Raw genomic sequence first — 20602 nt, forward strand, 5'->3', positions numbered from 1 at the left:
GGAGCTCGCTTTTAATATATAATAAAGCATAGCTTCCACACTTGGGTCCATATAAAAATGTATTAAACCTTAACATTAAACAATGAACAATAATTATTATTATTTTTCAACTCACGCTATCCATCCACAGATTTACACTCGGTTAACTGCACATGCAGAATATCAAAAACTAGAAGAAGAAACTCAAATTTTACTAGACAAATTCGTAAAAGACTTTGCGAAACGAGACAAACAATTTAGTATTTTAGAATACTGTTCTAAATTTATAGCAAAACATAAAGATGAACTTTGTGAGCTGTATAAATTGAAAGTTACCTCTCCAAAAGAATATCTTTATAATTTCTTAGGGTACGCCAACCAATGGAATGCAAGTACTAGGTCTTTTGGAAAAAGCAGTAAAGACAGAGCAGAAGAAATTACAGAAAAAGAGCTAATTGAAGAAATGACTAGTCCTAAGGCATCCATCAAGAAATTGTTAGACGCTTCAGGAGGAGACCTCTCTGCCGTAAAGCCTTTCTTACCTGCAATAATGATATCTCTCAAAACAAACACCAGAGCCCCAGAAAGAATGCAATTTAAACACACTGGTAGGTTCTGTTTTGATATAGATGGACTAAAAGACAAACAACATGCTATAGAGTGTTTAAACCGCATCTGGAAGGGTACTAAAAACATCAAACCTTACATGGCATTTATCTCACCAAGAGGAAAAGGTGTTAAAGTATTTTTTAAAGTGGACTCCACTAATTTAGATTTCATAAAAGACTTTAGTTCAGAAGATAAAAGTACCGTAACAATACATCATAAGGTTTGGTATGAAGGTGCAAGAAAAGAATTAGTCTCTAAGTTTCCTGAATTGAAAGATAAGATAGATTTAGCGACTACTGATCCTCAACGTTTGACTTACATTCCTTTTATCGCAAACAAAGCGAATGATTTCAAATATGATGCTTCAAGAGAGTCTTCTTATTCTGAAATTGTTACAAATGAAAGAAAACTAGTACATGAGGCACTTCAACAAAAAATTTCAGAAAACCAAGCTGATGTTGACAAATTTATGAAGGAGAATAAGACTTCATCTCCAGAAGAAGCTTACCTATTAATTCAAAAACAGAACGTTTATGATTTTGACCTAGAATTAGAAACTGAAAAATTTGTAAAAGTAATCGATTTTATAGAAGAACAAACTAGTAAAGATTCTCGTTTAGAAAATTGGGTTTCGGAAGAGTTTGATACGTATCTTTCTCTTCAGAAACTAAGTTGGGTTTTATATGGTGTATTTGGAGATTTAGCCATCGAACAAATAAAAAGGTTGATACCAGCAAATTCTAATAAATTAGATGAAACCCACAATGATTATCGTTGGGCAAAAAAATCTAAAGATGATTATAGTGAGGAGCTACTAAAATCCTTGCCCCCCTCCCCTTTCTATGCAAGTGTAAGAAAGATTCCAATTGTAAACGATTTTATTTCGGAAAACTTTGGAGCATCTTCTAAAAACTACTCTGATTTTAAAATCTTAAACGATTATTACGAAACTTATACACGTAATAAAGATCTTGATGATGGTACAGAAGATCCTTCAGAGTTTTTGGATGATATAACTAGGTATCTAGATATGAAAAAAATGAGATTACCTTTAATAAAAAAATTTGATAGCATTGCTCCAGAAGTGATATTGGGTCCTAAAGATTATTTAGACAAGGATGTGATGCATGATATTTTTCAAAATAAATATACAGATAAGAAAATCTTCTTTTTACGAAGCCAGTGCGGTAAATTATGTGCCGTCTCAAGATGGGAATCTTGAGTAATAAAACATTTGAATTGCTGGAAAGTTATAGCCACAATCAATTTCTAAATTGATTGAAGGTACGTAAGTGAACAATAAAGAACTTACGCTAAGTCCACCAATCAGCAGCTAAGCTAATTCATAATAAACACAGTAGAAAAGCCCACTTGGGGAACGTGCCCTTTAATATATAATAAAGCATGGTCTCCCCACTTGGTCTCTATAATGAATTAGAAAGTTCAGAGACTATCCCGAGAGGGAGTACACTAGAAGTCTAGTGGAAGTGAATGTTACCTAGAACAGGTAAAGATATAGTCCGATCTTTTAGGAAACTATAAGCAGAAAAATATTTTATAAATATTATTTCGGGAGTGAGTTAACGACTCATTCTGAACATTAATGACTGGTAAAAACAGTATTACAGGTAATTTAAAATATAAAATGCCTGGAAGGATTGCTATTGGAATGCCATTCAAAAGTATAGGAGATCAAATTGCTTCTGATGCATGGAATAGCAATCAAACAAAAAGGGATGAACAATTATTTGTCAATTCCACTGTAGAAGAAACTCTTAAAAGTTTTAAAAAAACAAATGCAGAAACTATAAAATTAAATTACTTGAAAACACTAAATGGTGTTCAAATTCCAAAAGACAAAAACCTCACACTTCAAACCACATATAATCAATTATTAAACATATCCCATGAAGATATGATGACCTTTGATTATATAGTAATTGATGAAAGCCACACATTATCTGATGGGTTAAATTATAGAGCTGAGGTTATCGCCAAGTTGCTGAATTATTTAGTCGAGTTTGTGGCAAAGAAAAGAAAATCAAAAACTAAGATTATCTTTATGACAGGCACCCCTAATGTTGAAGCTTTAGTAATTCCAGAACTTATGGAAAAACAATCTATCAAAGATTTATTTCAAATCATAAAAGTAGATAAAAAATATAAAGTGACTCCTAAAATATATTTAACACATTTAGATACAGCTGATGCTAAAATAAGAAAAGACACAGTAATCGCTGTAATCAAAAAGTATCTCAAACAAGATAGAAAGGTTGTTCAAATTTTTAATAACAAAGAAAGAATGGACGAATACAGAAGAGAACTTCAAACTAAAATTTCACCCAATATTAAAATAGGATTGTTCTACTCTGGTTCTAATGGAGAATGTACCGAGAATATTCTATCAGGAAAACTTGGGGATTATGATGTGATTTTAGCTACAACATATTTTATGAATGGAATCAATATTTATTTAGATAATATTACAAAGAAGGAGCATTCCAAGGGAGGGACCTCTAAGCAAAAATATGCTGTAGTAATAGATCTTGGAAATATACATACAAAAGTAAGTGCTACAGATGTTATACAAACTATAAATAGATTTAGAAATAGATTATGCAACTCTACAGTATTGTTGCCTAAAATATTCAAGCAGGTTCAAAAGGATACCTCAATAAAATTTGACTTAGGAAATACAGGAAAAGTTTTGTTAGGTATTAATAGATATAATCACCATTTATTATCTGCCGATAAAGATAAAACAGCAAATATTTTTGAAGAAGTAACACAAAAACAAAAGATTCATTATTTGGATGAAATTAGAAAGTCTCCAAGCGAAGTAACAAAAGAAATGATTGAAAAAAGAATGCAACAAAGTAAAGATGAAACCGCTGTAATAAACAGTATAGAAGAAAAAAAAAGTATTTATGATGATTGGTTTTATTCCATGGATGGATACCATTATACAGCTAAAGACGCTGGAATTTTATCGATAATTAAACATATATATGTTTCAGAACCATTAAAAGATATCTCTAAAGAGCACCTCTCCCTAGAAAATAAAGTAATTAAAAACTTCTTAGATGATAAGAAAATAATACTTTATTTAGAAAGACAGTTAGATCCAGAAAAAAGATTCTTTGTAAAAGCGACAGGAATTATAACAGATCCTCTAAGTGACCATGTAAGTAATTTTATAGTTCAAGATTTCAAGAATGATAAATATGAGATTAAAGGAGATTTTCATATTTCTCATGAAAGAGCTATAAATAAATTAATTAGCTATCATCTAAAATTATGTTATTGGTATGAAACAGATAAAGCATTTAAAATCTTAAAATACCTAATAAATGAGGATATTGATTTCCACCCCTTTAAAGCCCCAAGCTATCTAAAAAGCATTGCTAATTATGTAAACACCTATCCTTATCTTACAAATGATAAATACTTAAAACAAATAAATTATCTAAGAGGCTTAGATTACCTATCTCAAAAAAATATTGGGGTTATAAAAGAAGTATTCTCAACAAATATTTCCTTTACGTTTATTAATGATAAAGTAGTTTCTCTGCTTAAAGATATGTGGGCGAAACAACAATTTGAGAAAACAGTTAATGGAATTGAAAACGATAAGCATAATCGATTAGAAAGCTCTAAAGATCTGCTGAAGAAAGAATTTTCCAATGAAGAATTAATGAGAGAAACAGATTTAGAGGATTTAGAGGAATTTTTAAACAAACTTACTATTTATAGACCGATGAAAAAAGATAAAAACGAAGAGGTGAGATCTCACGAAAGAATTATTATACCTAGGATATTGAGAAGTGATCGCTTATTGTCTGGTATGGAATTTCTGGAATGTGATTCTGTAGCACCAGAATATTCCGATTTATCAGATAGTAATATTGAATTTAAAAATTTTACTAGTAAGGTTTTAAAAAGACTGGACAATCATTTAACTCCAACTTTAAGGTTAAACTATGCTCATTTAGAAAACATCTATAATTCTTTAAAAGTAAAATTACAGAAAAGAGACATTCAAGTAACAACAGAATACATCGAAGGAATATTAAATGATCCTAAAAAGAATAAACTGCCAGAGACATCTAAGAAACTTAATGCACTTAAAAAAGATTTAAAAGAATTAGATCGCTTTTTGTTGTCCGCTTTTAAAACTGCGGAGCATCTTACCTATAAGAATGTCAATGATCATAAAATAATGCCTTTTATTGAACAAACATTTTTTTGTGATAAAGATTTTAAGTTAGAGTCACTGGATAGTAAATTTAGTCCGGGTCTTATCAATCATAATCTTACAGATGTTTATGATTCCTTACTCATAGAGTCAGATAAATACATAAAAAAGGATAAAATAAAAATCCGAACAGAAAAAGGTAGAGAAGTTATCGATTTGAATAATAGTACACCATCAAAATTCACTACCACAGCACACGTAATAAGTGATATAAAAGGTAATATCTTGTATTCTAATTTTGATCAACTAGCAACATGTAAGTTTTTGTGTGATTATGCATTTAACAATGAAAGGTTTATAATGATTGATGGTAGTATACCTGTAAAGATTTTAAATAAAGGAATCTATAATCCAAATACTTTTAAAAAGGACTATTTTGTTAATAGCTCCGCAAGTAAAACTCTTTCAAACTATATTATCAAAACTTATGATGTAAACATTAAGGAGTACGCTACTTATGTAAAATCTTTAAAATAGAAAAAAGCAAGTAAAAAAATTTAATAAAATGAAATTAAACCAACCCATATTTGGGTTGGTTTTTTTTTATGCAAATCATCAGTTCTTATTTTTAATCCAGAGTATAATTAACTGGCAGCCATCTCTAATTATTCTAGAAATCACATCGTTTGCATCTTCTTTTTGATCCATAATTTATATGTTTTTATATTATATAAATAAGGTTAATCCAAGGAGTAAAAGACACGTTTATTTAAGTAGCTTATATTATTTACTATCTGACTGTTTATTTATTTTTGATCGTTGCTTAAAAAGAAATACCTTAAATTATTTCATTCGTTTCCTAAAATAGTTTTCTACTTCCTTATTTACAAAATAAACATAACAACCTCGCATCCCTCTTGTCATAAGTACTCTATAAATATTTTTCACGTATTCATCGAAATTGGCTTTTCCTCTTTTTAATGTAGAATCTTTTGTTCCCTCAATATTCCCTCTTAAACAATCGTTCTCATGATCATATACGATATCATCTCCAACAATTACTCCAATATAATCGAACTCAAAACCTTGAGCTGTATAAATACAACCAACCTAGATATAATAACAATAAAAAATTTAGATAAAAGTATAAAAGATAAGTTTTCAAATCATCTTAAAAAAAATGGGTATAAACTTAAAAGTAATTTCAAGTAGTAAATTATAAAGTTTTTATTAATGTGGGTAAGAATGTGGGTAAAGAAATAAACAAAAAACCTCTAACTAATTTAAAGCTAGAGGTTTATAAAAAATTACTGAGGTGTCTAGCGGATTCGAACCGCTGTACATGGTTTTGCAAACCATTGCCTAGCCACTCGGCCAAGACACCTTTTTATCTTAAAGAAAATTTACAATAAATTATAAATCTGTTTTTAAGGATTGCAAATTTAAGCAAATTTTAAAGGATTGCAAGTCTTTTTTTAATTTTAAAATAAAAACAAATAGTTTTTCTGCTTTTATACGTGTTCGCCCACCTTTTAGTTACGTAATATCTATCTCTTTTTTGTAAGAATAATTACTACTTCTTCTACGTTTCCACCAATTGGAGGATTAATTTTAGCTACAGAAACTTTGGCTTTTTTTACCATAGGAATTTCTTTAAACGTTCTGTCTAAGATTCTCTGTGCCACTTCTTCTAATAGTTTAGAACGAATGGCCATTTCTTCTTTTATAATACGGTTTAAATGCACATAATCTACCGTATCTGTTAATTCATCTGTTCTAGATGATTTTTTTAAATCTGCCTTAATCTCTATATCAACGCTATATTCACTTCCTATTTTTCCTTCTTCGTCTAAACATCCATGAAAAGCATAGAGTTTAATATTGTTTACTTGTATTATTCCCATTTTGTAATTTAAAAGAACAAATATAGCGTTATTAACCGATTTTTATAGACTTTCTACTACTTGTGTTAGTGATTGAAACGGCAGCTTTTTTATAGTTTTTTTTTTTGAAACTATAAAAAACTACAGTGTAAAGCACGACCCGCAGGGAAACACCCAAAAAAAGATCTGAAAAATGAGTTATTTTACGTAATTTTGGAGCTTAATTTTGTACCGAAACAGATGTCTGAAGAGAAAAAATCGCTCAATTTTTTAGAGCATATTATTGAAGAGGATTTAACAAACGGAATGCCAAAAGAAAATTTACGTTTTCGTTTTCCGCCAGAACCAAATGGGTATTTACACATTGGTCACACAAAAGCAATCGGAATTAGTTTCGGTTTGGGTGAGACTTATAATGCACCTGTAAATTTGCGTTTTGATGATACAAATCCAGCAAAAGAAGAGCAAGAATATGTAGATGCAATTAAGAAAGATATTTCTTGGTTGGGCTATTCTTGGGCAAATGAGTGTTATTCATCAGACTATTTTCAGCAATTGTTCGATTGGGCAGTTTTGTTGATAAAAGATGGAAAAGCATATGTAGATTCTCAATCTTCAGAAGATATGAGAGCGCAAAAAGGTACGCCAACTCAGGTTGGAACTAATAGTCCTTTTAGAAATCGTTCTATTGAAGAAAACTTGGAATTATTCCAGGGAATGAAGGATGGAAAATTTAAGGAAGGTGAACATACTTTGCGTGCAAAGATTGACATGGAAAACCCAAATATGTTACTACGTGATCCTTTAATGTACAGAATTATGTATAAAGATCACCATAGAACTGGTGATGCTTGGTGCATTTACCCAATGTACGATTGGACACATGGTGAGAGTGATTATATTGAGCAAATTTCGCATTCTTTGTGTTCTTTAGAGTTTAAACCTCACAGAGAATTGTACAATTGGTTTAGAGATAACGTGTACGATTTTAGTAAATCTGAATACCCAAATCCACCAAAACAACGTGAGTTTTCTCGTTTGAATTTGAGTTATACTATAATGAGTAAACGTAAGTTGTTAACTCTAGTTGAACAAGGAATTGTTGCTGGTTGGGACGACCCAAGGATGCCTACAATTTCTGGTTTAAGAAGACGTGGTTATACTCCGGAATCTATTAAAAGTTTTATTGAAACTGTGGGTGTTTCTAAACGTGAAAACGTAATTGATGTAGCACTTTTAGAGTTTAAAATTCGTGAGGATTTAAATAAAACGGCAAAGAGAGTGATGGGAGTTTTAGACCCTGTAAAAGTGGTTATTACAAATTATCCTGAAGATAAAGAGGAAATGTTAGATGCGAATTACAATGACTATGAAGATGGTTTTGGTAGCAGAGAGGTTCCTTTTTCTAGAGAGATTTATATAGAACGTGAAGATTTTAGAGAGGAAGCGAATAAGAAGTTCTTCCGTTTAAAATTAGGGAAAGAAGTTCGTTTAAAAAATGCGTATTTTATTACAGCAACTAGTTGTACTAAAGATGCTGATGGAAATATTACAGAAATACAATGTACGTATGATCCGTTAACAAAATCTGGAATGGACACCGAAGAAAGCAAGCGTAAAGTAAAAGGTACTTTGCATTGGGTTTCTGTAAAACATGCTGCAAAAGTAGAAGTAAGAGCTTATGACAGATTGTTTTTAGATGAAGCACCAGACAGCCATAAAGACAAGGATTTTATGGAGTTTATAAACCCTAATTCTTTAGAAGTAATTACTGCTTTTGTAGAACCGAGTTTACAAACGGCTACCATAGGAGAACGTTTTCAGTTTCAACGAATGGGATATTTTAATGTTGACAATGACACAACCAAAGACAATTTAGTTTTTAACAAAATTGTTGGATTGAGAGATTCTTGGGGAGGGAAATAAATTTTTAGTAGGCAGTTTTCAGTAGCCGTCGCAGTCGCAGTAATCACTGTTGTGTTTTAAAATAGAATGTTCATTTAAATTTTAAAATGATGAAAAAATTAATTTTTTTAAGTTTATTAATATTCGCTTCCTGTTCTAACAAGAAAGAAGTAAAACATGTTGCAGAAATATCTTGTGGCCAATGTCAGCTTGATTTAGATTCTGAAGCAGGATGCAGTTTAGCTGTTAGATTTGATGACAAAGCTTATTTTGTAGATGGTTTTGGCATTGATGATTTTGGTGACGCCCATGATGAAAAAATCGGCTTCTGTAATGTAGTTAGAAAGGCGGAAATTGTTGGTCTTGTAGAGGATGGAAGCTTTATCGCGAGTTCTATTGAATTGGTTGAGTAAAAGAACCAAGATTTTAGAATCAAGACGTAAAAAATAGATTTCTACTTTCGCAGGAAAGGCAATAAATAAAAAATCCGATGAAAATAATTTTCATCGGATTTTTTATACTGCCTACTGAAGACTGAAAAACTGCCCACTAATCTAAGGCGCAGGATTCGGAATTAATTTATGAACTTCTTCAATTTCAGCTAATATTTCTTCTGACAAATCAATATTTATACTTCCAATATTTTCTTTTAATTGACTCATTTTAGATGCTCCAATAATATTACCCGTTACAAAAGGTAATTGATTGATGTATGCCAAAGACAACTCTGTTAAACTCAATTTATTTTTTAACGCAATCTCCTCATACTTTAAAACCGCTTGCTCTGAAGCACCTGTTTGATATCGAGTAATATAATTAGGATATATAATTCCTCTTGCATCTGCAGGTTTTTGTCCTCTTAAATATTTACCAGTTAATACACCTTGTGCCAAAGGAGAATAAGCTAATAGACCTATATTTTCTCTCATAGAAACTTCAGACATTCCATATTCATAACTTCTATGTATTAATGAATATGAATTTTGAATTGTTGCCATTCTTGGTAAATTCAATTCTTTAGCAGCTTGTAAATATTGCATGGTTCCCCAAGGAGTTTCATTAGACAAACCAATTTGTCTTATTTTCCCTTGTTTGATTAAATCATCTAAAGTTTCTAAAATCTCTACATGGTTTTCTGCCTCTTCATTTGAAGTTTTATAAGGATAATCTCTCGTACCAAAACAATTAACCCCTCTTTCTGGCCAATGCAACTGATATAAATCTATATAGTCTGTTTGCAACCTTTTAAGACTACCTTCTACAGCCTCTATAATTGCTTCTTTAGCCAATCCATTTTTTCTAATATGTGCGGTATACGGACCAGGACCTGCAATTTTACTAGCTAAAACAACCTTATCTCTGTTTCTTGTTTTTTTAAACCAATTTCCAATAATCGTTTCTGTGGTTCCGTATGTTTCTGGGGTTGCAGGAACGGCATATAGTTCTGCGGTATCAAAAAAGTTTACGCCTTGTTCTAAAGCATAATCCATTTGTTCAAAACCTTCTTCTTGTGTATTTTGTTTCCCCCAAGTCATGGTTCCTAAACAAATCTTAGAAACTTTAATATCTGTATTTGGTAATTTTGTGTATTTCATATATAAATGAAGTGAAATTGTGTAAATGTTTAATCGTGTAATTGTACAAAAACTTACTGCGAATTTAGAAACTAATATTTTAACCAAAAAATAAAGCGTATAATTATTAAAATTACACGCTTTATTGACTTATTTTATTTAAAATTAAAGAAGTTTATGGTTTGTAAACCCTGTTAAATAATTACACGATTCAACAAATAACCACTTAAACCGTTACTTTAAAATAGCTTCAATTCCTGGTAAAGTTTTACCTTCTAACATTTCTAACATTGCTCCACCACCAGTAGAAACATAACTTACTTTATCTGCAAAACCAAATTGTTTAACAGCAGCAACAGAATCACCACCACCAACTAAAGAAAACGCTCCGTTTTTGGTTGCTTTGTCAATAGAATGACCTAATGCAATTGTTCCGCCTGCAAAAGATTCCATTTCAAAAACACCTAAAGGTCCGTTCCATAAAATAGTTTTACATTTATTAACAACTACATCAAAAATTTCTCTAGATTTTGGTCCAGCATCAACTCCTTCCCAACCATCAGGAATTTCATTAATATCTAAAATTTGTGTATTTGCATCATTAGAAAAATCATCTGCAGCAATAACATCTACTGGTATATGAACTTCTACGCCTTTTTCTTTTGCTTGCTTTAAAATATCTAAAGCTAATTCCATTTTATCATCTTCACAAATAGAGTTTCCAATTTTTCCGCCTTGTGCTTTAATAAAAGTAAAACTCATTCCACCACCAATAATTAGGTGATCTACTTTATCTAAAATATTTTCAATTACTGTAATTTTAGAAGATACTTTTGCACCACCTAAAATTGCTAAAACTGGTCTTTCAGAATTATTTAATACTTTATCTATACTTTCAATTTCTCTTGCTAATAGGTTTCCAAAACATTTGCTTTCAGGAAAAAATTGAGCAATAATTGTTGTTGAAGCATGCGCTCTGTGTGCAGTACCAAAAGCATCGTTTACATAAATATCACCAAATTTCGATAATTTTTCTGCAAAAGCAACATCTCCTTTTTTCTCTTCTTCATAGAAACGTAAGTTTTCTAATAATAAGATTTCTCCAGACTGTAAATTTGCAACAGCTTCTTCTACTTTAGCACCAATACAATCTGCAACAAACTTTACTTTAACTCCTAAGATCTCAGTTGCTTTGTCTACAATATTTCCTAAAGAAAACTCATCTTGAAATCCTTTTGGACGTCCTAAATGAGACATTAAGATACAGCTTCCTTCTTGCTCTAAAATATCTATAATTGTAGATTTTGCGGCTTGAATTCTTGTAGCATCTGTTACTTCAAATTTATCATTTAAAGGCACATTAAAATCTACACGAATTAACGCTTTCTTATTCTTGAAATTGAAATCTTTTAGTGTTTTCATCTTTTATTAATCTATTTTCAACAAAAATACCGAATTATTTACTCTTTTAGAAATGTAAAACCTAAAATTTAATACAACGTTTGCGAAAACAAATACTACTCTTACCAAGAATTCGAAAATGAAAAAGATTGCTTTCTAAATTTGGTGGATTAATGACAAACAAATTTTATATTTGCCTATGCTTTTCAACCAAATTATAGGCCAAGAACACATAAAAAAACACTTAAAAGTATCTGCTGAAAACGGTAGAATTCCGCATGCACAATTATTTGTGGGTAAAGAAGGAAGCGGAACTTTGCCTATGGCAATTGCCTACGCACAGTTTTTATTATGTAATTTTTCTGATAATGTAGCTGTCTGTAACTTAAAATGCGACAAATTACAGCATCCAGATTTGCATTTTGCATATCCTGTTACTTCCAATGATAACGTAAAAAAACACCCTGTGAGTAGTTTGTTTTTAGAAGATTGGAGAAGCTTTATAGAAACACAACCTTACGGAAGTTTGTTTAATTGGCTACAACATATTGGGGTAGAAAATAAACAAGGAATTATTGGTGTTGATGAAGCGGAAGAAGTTGTAAAAAAACTTCGTCTTAAAAGTTACGAAGGTGGTTTTAAGGTGATGATTATTTGGATGGCAGAAAAAATGAATATTGCTGCCGCAAATAAATTGCTAAAATTAATTGAAGAGCCACCAGAAAAAACGGTCTTTATTTTAATTACAGAAAATGAAGGTCAGATTATAAATACCATAAAATCTCGTTGTCAGGCATTACATTTCCCTGTTTTAAGTGAGCAAGATATTTCTAATGCACTAGTTGAAAAGCATCAAGTTTCAGAAAATGATGCTGCTAAAATAGCACATCAGGCAGAAGGAAATTTCAACAAAGCATTGCAATTATTACAAAACGATTCTAGTGATCTTGTTTTTGAAGAATGGTTTATTGCTTGGATTAGAACTGCTTTTAAAGCCAAAGGAAACGCCGCCGTTGTGCAACAATTAATTGAATGGTCGGACACGATTGCTAAAACTGGACGAGAAACTCAAAAGCGTTTTTTAGAGTATTGTTTACAGTTTTTTAGACAAGCTTTATTACTAAATTATAAATCTGAAAACCTGGTTTTTATGGAGTCTAAAACCGGATTCAATCTTTCTAAATTTGCTCCTTTTGTACATTCTGGTAATATTTTAGATATAGAAAAAGAACTAAATGATGCCATGTATCATATAGAAAGAAACGGAAATCCGAAGATTATTTTGTTAGATTTATCTATGAAATTGACTCGCTTTTTACATAAAAAAGAAGAGACAGTTTAGATGCTATTTCCATCTTCCGCTACTCGTTTTATTAATTAATTTGATAATCATAAAAATATTCTTTTAATAACAAAATCAGACCCTTCAGGTTTTTTAAACCTGAAGGGTCTTTTTATCTGTTAATCTTTAAACCTATATTTTCTATGTTACTATGTGGTTAATTTTTAAAAATTTAGCTACTTTATTCTACCAAGCTAGTAAGTTTCTATAAAAAAAGCTATAACAAGAAGTTTAACTAATACCGTTTAAAATTCTTTTAGCAACAAACAAATCTGCAATGGTTGGATTTTCTGAACAACTTTTTATTTGAATAAATTTATCACCAGCTTTTACAAAACCCGTTTGTAGAACTTTAAAATAAACACCACAAAAAGTAGTTTTCCAAAATTTCTTTACAATTGTCATATCGTTAAAACGAACACCTAATTTATAACAAGGATCTCTTTGCACGGTTGCTTCTAAAATAGTTTCACCAACTTTAAACGTATCTCCTTGATGTATTTTAGTTTCATCTAAATCATCAATCGTTAAGTTTTCTCCGAAGATTCCCATTTCAAAATCTACCTTAGGAAAAATAGCATTCCAATATTCATAATGTTTTAAAGAATATCCGTAAACTGCTTGCAAAACTCCACCATGATTTTCTCTATCACAAATAGTATCTCCTTTAACGTCTTCTGCATCTAAAAAGATAGGTTCATCAACAGTATATTTAAAAATACCCGTAGTTACTAACGTTCCTTTGTAGTCTATTTCTTTTCGTTCTCCGATATTTGTTGATATGATTCTCATTATTCCTATGTATCCTGCAAGGTTTTAAGAACCTTGTAGGTTTGTTATTTTACAAACTTTTTTAGTGCCTTTTTAGTAAAATCAGATAAAACTAATTCACCAGAAATAGCCGCTCTTTCTGCTAATAAATCAGTCCAGTTTTCCGTACCTATCCACAATGCTTTTTTCATTTCTATCAAGGCTACCGGATTATAAGACGCTAATTTTTCTGAGAAGAATTCAACTTCTTCATCTAATTCTTTTTGAGTTTCAAAAACCCTAGCATACAAACCTTTTTCTTTTGCCCAATATGCGTTTTTCCAGTTGGTTGCATCTAATGTTAATTCTGCAGTTCCTGCAACTCCAATTTTACGAGTAACAGCAGGTTCAATTACAAAAGGACCAATTCCTATGGTAAATTCAGATAATTTTATGGATGCACTTTCAGTTGCCAACACATAATCGCAGGCGGCTACTAAACCAACTCCACCACCAACAGTTTTTCCTTGAACACTCCCAATAATTAATTTACCACAAGTTCGCATCGCATTTATTACGTTTGCAAAACCACTAAAAAATTGTTTTCCTTCTTCTAAATTAGAAATAGCCACTAATTCATCAAAAGAAGCACCGGCACAAAATGCTTTTTCTCCTTCCGATTTTAAAATAATAACAGATACGTCTTCATTACGCCCAACTAAAATTAGTTCTTTACTCAATCTTCCTAATAATTCACTCGGAAAAGAATTACTTGCAGGATGTCCAAATTCAATCGTTGCAATATTATTTTGAATACTCGTATATAAACTTCCGTTTTGTCTTGTAGTGCTCATAGAATGTATCTTTTTGTAAAAATAGTGGATTTTATTTTGAATGTCTTTTTTGAATGAGACTTTTTAATCTTTAGAAAATCAATTAAAGAAATTAAAAAATAAGATTCCTCAATCGCTAAAAAGCTCATTTCGGAATGACACGTAAAAATTATTCGTTGACTACTAAAGGTATAAACTTAGATCTAAACCTAATAATTAATGGCAATCCTCTTGCAATCATCCAAAGTGTAAAGGCAATCCAAATTGCAATTAATTTTAAATCGAAATAATCAAAAATCAATAATGTCGGTATAAATACCAATGCAGTAGAAAGAAGTAAGAGGTTTCTTAAATATTTCATTTCTCCCATTCCTTTAAACATTCCATCAAAAATAAAAGAGATGGCATTTATAGGTTGCATTAATAAAACAATCCAAAAAACATTGTAAAACTGCTCTAAAACAGCGGGCTCTTTTGTAAAAATTTGTCCGATGAAATTATAAAAAATAAAACCAACCATACCAATAAGTACTCCTATTGCCAATCCATATTTTAAAAGTTTATTACTTAGTTCTACCAAAGAAGTATAATCTTTTGCTCCTAAAAATTTTCCGGATAATATATTTCCTGCACTAGCATATCCGTCTACCATAAAAGCACCTAACAACCAAATATTAATACCAATAGTGTAGGCGGCAATATATTCTTTACCATAATCTGTGGCATAAGAAGTTGCAAGGTACAAAGCGGTATTTAAGGCAATAGTTCTTACAAAAAGATTGCCAATCATCCCTAATAATCGTGGAATTTCTGAATGAACTTCAAACGAAATCCTCAATGAAATAGCCGTTTTTTTCAGCAACAAAACAAGAGCAATAATAGCCATTGTAATTTGCGCAATAATACTTGCATATGCAGCACCTTCAATATTCATGGCTGGTATATAGCCCTCAATTCCGTATACTAAAATAATGTCTAAAAAAACATTTAACAAAGCCCCTATAATTGCAATAATCATTGGGTAATAAGTATTTTGTAAACCTCTAAAAATGCCAAAAACAGCAAATACGAAAAGTGAAAATGGAAATCCAAATATTCGTATTTTAAAATAGGTAACACAATATTCTAAAACGGTTCCGGATGCATTATAAAATTGAAAAATTTCTTTTGAAAATGGATACGAAATTGCCAATATTACTAAACTTCCAAAAACTATAATGGCAATAGCCTGCGCTGGTAAACCTTTTACTTCCTCTAATTTATTAGCGCCTACATATTGAGAAACAATAGAAGAAATAGCACTTCTAATTTGTCCGAAAACCCAAATTAACATAGAAATAAATGCGCCTACAATACCAACAGCTGCCAAACTTTCTGTTGCGTTTTCAGAAATGTTACCAATAATTGCTGTGTCTGTAATAGATAATAATGGTTCTGCAATACCTGCAATTAAAGCAGGAATTGCTAACTTATTAATCTTCTTTAAAGTAATAGTTGTGCTCAAAAAATTATTTTTTGCAAAGGTAATTACATTTGCGTTAAAGATTGTAGCCTTTATAATACGTTCAAGATAAAATCCAATCCCATTATGAGTAATGAACGAGAACTTATAAAAGAAAACCTGTATCTGGTGGTAACAGCAAAAAAAAGTTTTAATACCTTAAATCTGCTGGCTCGATAAAATCAACCTCTAGCGTGTACATCTCTTTAATATAGGTTTTTATCTCAACAATAAATTCTTCTAATTTTTCTTCGGTAATTTCTACATCGGGTTTTCTATAATTCGATGAAAAGTTAATCGATAAAAAACCATTATTTAAGTTCTTAAAAGAATAAATACCACCTTCTAAAGGTTTCTTAAAATCATACTTTTTACTTTTTGTGTACAAATAAGCGTATAATAGTACTTGAATGGCTTTATGTTGTTCTTTTTCTCTTAATCTTTCGAATTCTACCACACGTAAATCTGCACCGCTTACCATACCTGTTTTATAATCGATAATACGCAAAACACCATTTAACTGATCTACTCTATCTACCAAACCGTGAATTTTTATAGGAAAATCAATTCCTTCAATTTCTATTTCTGTTGATAAATTTTCTTCTGTAGCAATAATCTTTAATTGATTGCTCTTGTCTTTTAACAAGTCCTTCTCTTGTGATAAAAAATTATTAACGAATCTATTTGCAACTTCAAAAATTAAGCGATTTCTTCCTGTAGAAATATCTCCATTTTTAAAAGCTTTCTTAAAATGTTTCACTACTAAATCTTTCGATTTTGTACGCATTAAATCGATGTCTTCTGTTTGTAAAAACTTCCCCACAAAAGGCACATATAATTCATCTAAAGCTTCATGAACAACTGTACCTAAAGTATTATAAGCAACGGTTTCCTCTACATCTTCAAACTCTTTTAATTTGATTATTTTTTGCTTATAAAACGAAATCGGATTGTATAAATAATTGGTTAATGCAGAAGGAGAAATTCCTTTTTCAGCCAATTCCTTCAATTTTTCTAAAACGGTTTCATCCTTCTTAATTTCTTTTAATTCAACTTTTTGATTCACAACTTTAGGAGCAACAGTTTTCTGAATTACATCTGTTCGCATCATTTCTAATTGCGTAACAAACCTACTTTTCTCTCCACTTCCTAAAACGTCGTGTTCTGTATTATAAATGATAAAAACGTTTTTTGCTCTTTGCATTAATCTAAAAAAGTGATACGAAAAAATAGCATCTTTTTCTCTATAGGTTGGCAAACCAAATTCTACTTTTACATCAAAAGGAATAAAAGAATTTTGCTGACTACTAGCTGGTAAAACTCCTTCGTTGGTAGAAACTAAAATAATATTTTCAAAATCTAAAACACGGGTTTCTAACATTCCCATTAATTGCAAACCTCTTAATGGTTCTCCTTGAAAGGATAAACTTTCAGAAGAAATTAATTGTCTAAAAAAAAGAGCTAATGTTTTTAAATCAGGGAAATATTTAAACTCATTTTGCAATGTTTTTAACTGCGTAAATGTGGTGTAAAATCTGAATAAATATTCTTTTTCTAAATCGCTAACATCTTCTTTTAGGTAGTTTATTAAGTTTAAAATTCTGTCTATAAATTCATCTACGGAAGCATAAGAGCTAAATATTAAAACCAACACCTGTTTTAATGCCACTTCTGAATTTTCTAATAATTTATGAATATCATTCTGATTGATAAAGGTCTGATTATGCTTTGCAATATTATCTGAAAATGTATCTATTTCTGGAATCAATCTATAAATAGATTGATGTTTTAAAAACCGAATAACGTCTTTATAATAAAACTCATTTACAATTGATTTTTGCAATTTATCTTGAGAAATAAACAATTGAAATATAGAAAACAATAAGTTGGTTGTAGGTACATCTTTTAATGGGTACCCCATAGTAATGTTAATCGCATTAATATTTTTGGGCAAAGAATTTAACGTAATTGGCAACAATGTTTCATCTGCTAAAACCAAAGCCGTATTTTTAAAATCTGTAATTTTCTCTAAAATTTCACCTGCATATTTAATTTGAGTGGTATTTTTAGAAGCTCCAATAACCTCTATATTTTTAGGTGCAGAAAATGTGTCACCTAAGGTTTTTATATCATTTTTCTCATAATATCTCCACTCCTTTTTATATCTTCTTATAAATTTACCTGCTTGATGATTAGATTTAAAAAAAGATTCATCAATATCCCAATAAATTTCTGAATTTCCAATTTCTAAAACTTTTTGAAATAATAATTCTTCTGCTGCATTTAAGGCATTAAATCCAATGAAAAAGAATTTTTTATCGCTGTTTTTTTCTAAAAAAGAATCTATTTTTTTACAAGACTCTCTATAAATTAAACCTTGATACCCAATATTATTTTCTTTTAAAAATTGATAAAAAGCATTGTAATAAGTATTTAGTTTTTCAAGAAACAAATAATGATCTTTCATTAATTCGGTTTCTTTAAACTCTCCTTCTACAGACCATTTCTTTAAACGCTGAATATCTCTCAAATAATGAAAAATGTCTTTAGTTGCTATTAAGTGCTGATCTATTTCGTTAAAATCTTGAATAACCGTAAAAGCCCAAGAAGCAAACACATCAAAAGTTACAGGTTCTTTCTCAATACCCTTATAAATAGTATAAAAATGAAATAATAACTGAATGCTATCAGCCTTTTCAATTCCAGAAATTTTGTTGATAAACTGCTCTACATTTATAATTTCCGGTAAAAAACCAACGGTAATTTTATCTTTAAAGGTTTGTTTTACAAACACTTTTGCTCTTTGAGAAGGAAGTACAAAAATGACATCTTCAAAAGATTTTGTTGTTTTTAAAATAGTCTCTATTGTAGTAGAAATAAAAGATTGCATAGTTTAAAGTAGGTCTCAACTCCGTTAAAACAGACATTTAGAAAAAACTGTCTACAAAAAGCGAAATTGAGAGGTTCATATGAAATACCAAATTACAATTTTTATCCTATTTTTGAGTAATCAAATTTTTAATTTTAAGAATAAAAAAATGCAAAATGAATTAAACATAGTTGGTATTCAGTCAGATTTAGCTTGGGAAAATCCAGCCAAGAATCTTACTTTTTTTGAACAAAAAATAAATACACTGTCTAAAAATACAGATTTAGTAGTGTTACCAGAAATGTTTACTTCTGGTTTTACCATGAATCCAAAAAAAGTAGCAGAGAAAATGGATGGTAAATCCATTTCTTGGATGCTTAAAATGGCTACAGAAAATAATTTTGCCATTTGTGGAAGTTTAGTGATTTCTGAGCAAGGGAATTTCTACAATCGTTTGGTCTTTATACATCCATCAGGCAAAATAGAAACCTATAATAAACGACATTCTTTTACTTTAGCAGCAGAGGATAAAGTATACACTTCAGGAACAGAAAAACTAATTGTAAATTACAAAGGATGGAAAATTTGTCCTTTGATATGTTATGATCTACGTTTCCCTATTTGGGCTAGAAATACACAAAATTACGATCTTTTAATATTTGTGGCAAATTGGCCTACTATTAGAATAAAAGCATGGTGTACGCTTTTAAAAGCACGTGCAATAGAAAACATGACTTATGTTATTGGTGTGAATAGAACCGGAAAAGACGCTAATAATTATGAATATACAGGAAACTCACTAGTTGTTAATTTTTTTGGTGAAGAAACTTCTAAGCTTAAAAATAATGAAGTAGGAGTTATAAAGTCAAGTTTAGTTAAAACAGATCAAGATTACAATAGGAAAAAAATGGGTTTTTTAAATGATAAAGATACTTTTAAAATTATGTTATAAAATTTAACCAAATAAATGTATAGGTTTTAAGACACAGAAAAATAAAAACACCACCAACCTTTCTATCGTAAATAAATACTAATCATTTTATAATTTATTAAGTAAGGTTATTATTTAACTTTATAAATATCACAAAGTATTATAAACAATTAGGGCGTGCCCATTTTTAAAAAGCAAGAATAAGAATAAGGAGCATATGCCCTAAAAATGGTCAGGCTATCCATTACAAGTCCTCGTTCGTACCTCACTGTGGGCTTTTCACTTCTATCCTTCACGCAAAAAATAATCCAATTAAATTAATACCAACCAACTAAGAGACTACTAAAAAGCATTTTAGTATATCATTATAGATCTTGTTATTACTTGTATTTCATGAATTTATAAAATAAATCAATTTAAGCCCATAAAAAAACAAAACTTTATAAGACTGAACTTATTTCAATATCTCAACATAATTAAATACAATCCTTTATAAAAAATTAAATAGAACAAGATTGCTAAAAATAACAAAGATTAAGTAAGGCTAGCCATGGTTTATAATAATTATCATAGAAATTGGCACATTATACACCCAATTATCATTTCTAAATTTTGGAGAGAGAAATCACATAACAGTGTAAAGTATTGTATTATAAAGCGTATGAGATTTTACCTGCAATCGAAATGACAATTTAAATGGTCTTATCTAATACACAGAATAAAAAAAAAGACTGTGCTTTCAGTTTAGCAGAAAAAAAACTCAATTCCAAAGAATTAATGTAAACCTAAAATAAATTCAGATTGACAAATAACTAGAATACACGCAAGGC

14 protein-coding genes and 1 tRNA gene are annotated in these 20602 nt (G+C 30.2%); 6 read left to right on the forward strand and 9 right to left on the reverse strand.

Translation table 11 applies throughout. The features are described 5' to 3' along the window. Nucleotides 1-82: 82 nt before the first annotated feature. Nucleotides 83-1810, forward strand: coding sequence for a BT4734/BF3469 family protein (locus GQS58_RS13665; protein WP_166386834.1), 1728 nt, complete (start codon nt 83-85; stop codon nt 1808-1810). Between the two features lie 381 nt (nt 1811-2191). Next, nucleotides 2192-5320, forward strand: coding sequence for a DEAD/DEAH box helicase family protein (locus GQS58_RS13670; RefSeq protein WP_166386836.1), 3129 nt, complete (start codon nt 2192-2194; stop codon nt 5318-5320). A gap of 306 nt (nt 5321-5626) precedes the next feature. Here GQS58_RS13670 and GQS58_RS17415 read toward each other — a convergent pair whose 3' ends face one another. The 3 genes from GQS58_RS17415 to folB all read right to left on the reverse strand — a co-directional run bounded on the left by GQS58_RS17415 (nt 5627) and on the right by folB (nt 6687). Next, nucleotides 5627-5884, reverse strand: a complete 258-nt coding sequence (locus tag GQS58_RS17415) for a DNA/RNA helicase domain-containing protein (RefSeq protein ID WP_166386871.1) — start codon at nt 5882-5884, stop codon at nt 5627-5629. Nucleotides 5885-6096: 212 nt separating this feature from the next. Continuing rightward, nucleotides 6097-6167: transfer RNA gene (locus tag GQS58_RS13680), tRNA-Cys, on the reverse strand. Nucleotides 6168-6330: 163 nt separating this feature from the next. After that, the gene (folB, locus tag GQS58_RS13685) at nt 6331-6687 is read right to left on the reverse strand and encodes a dihydroneopterin aldolase (protein WP_166386838.1); all 357 of its coding nucleotides are present in this window, start codon (nt 6685-6687) and stop codon (nt 6331-6333) included. Between the two features lie 219 nt (nt 6688-6906). Here folB and GQS58_RS13690 point away from each other — a divergent pair, with 219 nt between their 5' ends. Together GQS58_RS13690 and GQS58_RS13695 are read left to right on the forward strand one after the other, a co-directional pair. After that, a complete protein-coding gene (locus tag GQS58_RS13690; protein ID WP_166386840.1) occupies nt 6907-8592 on the forward strand; it encodes a glutamine--tRNA ligase/YqeY domain fusion protein in 1686 nt (561 codons plus the stop codon). An 86-nt stretch (nt 8593-8678) separates the two neighbouring features. Beyond that, nucleotides 8679-8984, forward strand: a complete 306-nt coding sequence (locus tag GQS58_RS13695; protein WP_240914625.1) for a DUF6370 family protein — start codon at nt 8679-8681, stop codon at nt 8982-8984. Between the two features lie 141 nt (nt 8985-9125). Here the strand turns inward: GQS58_RS13695 and GQS58_RS13700 are convergent, their stop codons facing one another. Further along, nucleotides 9126-10166: an aldo/keto reductase gene (locus GQS58_RS13700; RefSeq protein WP_166386842.1), complete on the reverse strand. Its 1041-nt coding sequence runs from the start codon at nt 10164-10166 to the stop codon at nt 9126-9128. Nucleotides 10167-10379: 213 nt separating this feature from the next. Continuing rightward, a complete protein-coding gene (locus GQS58_RS13705) occupies nt 10380-11567 on the reverse strand; it encodes a phosphoglycerate kinase (RefSeq protein ID WP_166386844.1) in 1188 nt (395 codons plus the stop codon). Nucleotides 11568-11745: 178 nt separating this feature from the next. On the opposite strand from GQS58_RS13705, the gene GQS58_RS13710 reads away from it, so the two are divergent. After that, the gene (locus GQS58_RS13710; protein ID WP_166386846.1) at nt 11746-12888 is read left to right on the forward strand and encodes an ATP-binding protein; all 1143 of its coding nucleotides are present in this window, start codon (nt 11746-11748) and stop codon (nt 12886-12888) included. A gap of 231 nt (nt 12889-13119) precedes the next feature. Here the strand turns inward: GQS58_RS13710 and GQS58_RS13715 are convergent, their stop codons facing one another. The 4 genes from GQS58_RS13715 to GQS58_RS13730 all read right to left on the reverse strand — a co-directional run bounded on the left by GQS58_RS13715 (nt 13120) and on the right by GQS58_RS13730 (nt 18862). Beyond that, a complete protein-coding gene (locus GQS58_RS13715) occupies nt 13120-13680 on the reverse strand; it encodes an MOSC domain-containing protein (RefSeq protein WP_166386848.1) in 561 nt (186 codons plus the stop codon). Between the two features lie 44 nt (nt 13681-13724). Continuing rightward, complete coding sequence (locus GQS58_RS13720; protein ID WP_166386850.1) at nt 13725-14492, reverse strand: enoyl-CoA hydratase/isomerase family protein; 768 nt, start codon at nt 14490-14492, stop codon at nt 13725-13727. A 148-nt stretch (nt 14493-14640) separates the two neighbouring features. Continuing rightward, nucleotides 14641-15975 (reverse strand): MATE family efflux transporter, encoded by a 1335-nt coding sequence (locus tag GQS58_RS13725; protein ID WP_166386852.1) that lies wholly within the window; start codon nt 15973-15975, stop codon nt 14641-14643. 148 nt (nt 15976-16123) lie between these two features. Further along, the gene (locus tag GQS58_RS13730; protein WP_166386854.1) at nt 16124-18862 is read right to left on the reverse strand and encodes a PD-(D/E)XK nuclease family protein; all 2739 of its coding nucleotides are present in this window, start codon (nt 18860-18862) and stop codon (nt 16124-16126) included. A gap of 148 nt (nt 18863-19010) precedes the next feature. On the opposite strand from GQS58_RS13730, the gene GQS58_RS13735 reads away from it, so the two are divergent. Next, entirely contained in the window at nt 19011-19793 is a 783-nt protein-coding gene (locus GQS58_RS13735; RefSeq protein WP_166386856.1) for a nitrilase family protein, read from the forward strand. The last annotated feature ends 809 nt before the right edge of the window (nt 19794-20602 follow it).

It is taken from the genome of Polaribacter sp. 11A2H (assembly GCF_011379025.1).
Classification (GTDB): domain Bacteria; phylum Bacteroidota; class Bacteroidia; order Flavobacteriales; family Flavobacteriaceae; genus Polaribacter.

Bases quoted from the DNA above. Each gene is read 5' to 3' on its own strand.
- GQS58_RS13665 (WP_166386834.1), top strand. From the start codon at position 83: ATGAACAATAATTATTATTATTTTTCAACTCACGCTATCCATCCACAG.
- GQS58_RS13700 (WP_166386842.1), bottom strand. From the start codon at position 10,166: ATGAAATACACAAAATTACCAAATACAGATATTAAAGTTTCTAAGATT.
- GQS58_RS13695 (WP_240914625.1), top strand. From the start codon at position 8,679: ATGATGAAAAAATTAATTTTTTTAAGTTTATTAATATTCGCTTCCTGT.
- GQS58_RS13710 (WP_166386846.1), top strand. From the start codon at position 11,746: ATGCTTTTCAACCAAATTATAGGCCAAGAACACATAAAAAAACACTTA.
- GQS58_RS13720 (WP_166386850.1), bottom strand. From the start codon at position 14,492: ATGAGCACTACAAGACAAAACGGAAGTTTATATACGAGTATTCAAAAT.
- GQS58_RS13670 (WP_166386836.1), top strand. From the start codon at position 2,192: ATGACTGGTAAAAACAGTATTACAGGTAATTTAAAATATAAAATGCCT.
- GQS58_RS13735 (WP_166386856.1), top strand. From the start codon at position 19,011: ATGCAAAATGAATTAAACATAGTTGGTATTCAGTCAGATTTAGCTTGG.
- GQS58_RS13690 (WP_166386840.1), top strand. From the start codon at position 6,907: ATGTCTGAAGAGAAAAAATCGCTCAATTTTTTAGAGCATATTATTGAA.
- folB (WP_166386838.1), bottom strand. From the start codon at position 6,687: ATGGGAATAATACAAGTAAACAATATTAAACTCTATGCTTTTCATGGA.
- GQS58_RS13705 (WP_166386844.1), bottom strand. From the start codon at position 11,567: ATGAAAACACTAAAAGATTTCAATTTCAAGAATAAGAAAGCGTTAATT.
- GQS58_RS13715 (WP_166386848.1), bottom strand. From the start codon at position 13,680: ATGAGAATCATATCAACAAATATCGGAGAACGAAAAGAAATAGACTAC.
- GQS58_RS13730 (WP_166386854.1), bottom strand. From the start codon at position 18,862: ATGCAATCTTTTATTTCTACTACAATAGAGACTATTTTAAAAACAACA.